Below are 268 nucleotides of genomic sequence, written 5' to 3'. Positions count from 1 at the left end.
CCTGTTCGAGCTGCTCTTCGAGCGCTTCGGAGTCGAGCGCGAGATCGTTCGTGGTCGCCGCCGCGCGCCCGGCCAGCAGCACGAGCGTGATGTTGCGCGTCTCGCACCAGTCGGCGAGTACGCGGCCTTCGTAGGCGAGATCGTCGGGACGGTCCCAAGTAAACCAATGCTCCGCGCCTTCGACGAAGAAAACGCTGCCTCGCCTGAAGCCAAACGGCTTGAGCGCGCGCAGCGCGCCATAGAGACGCGCCAGCGGCCGTACCGCGGC

1 pseudogene is annotated in these 268 nt (G+C 67.5%); it reads right to left on the bottom strand.

The window, feature by feature from the left end:
* Window positions 1-268: pseudogene (locus SB753_RS37695) on the bottom strand (cellulose biosynthesis protein BcsE); the annotation flags it as partial.

The organism is Paraburkholderia sp. SIMBA_053, from assembly GCF_046534895.1.
In the GTDB taxonomy this organism is placed as follows: domain Bacteria; phylum Pseudomonadota; class Gammaproteobacteria; order Burkholderiales; family Burkholderiaceae; genus Paraburkholderia; species Paraburkholderia caledonica.
This window is presented reverse-complemented; position numbering and strand designations above follow the sequence as displayed.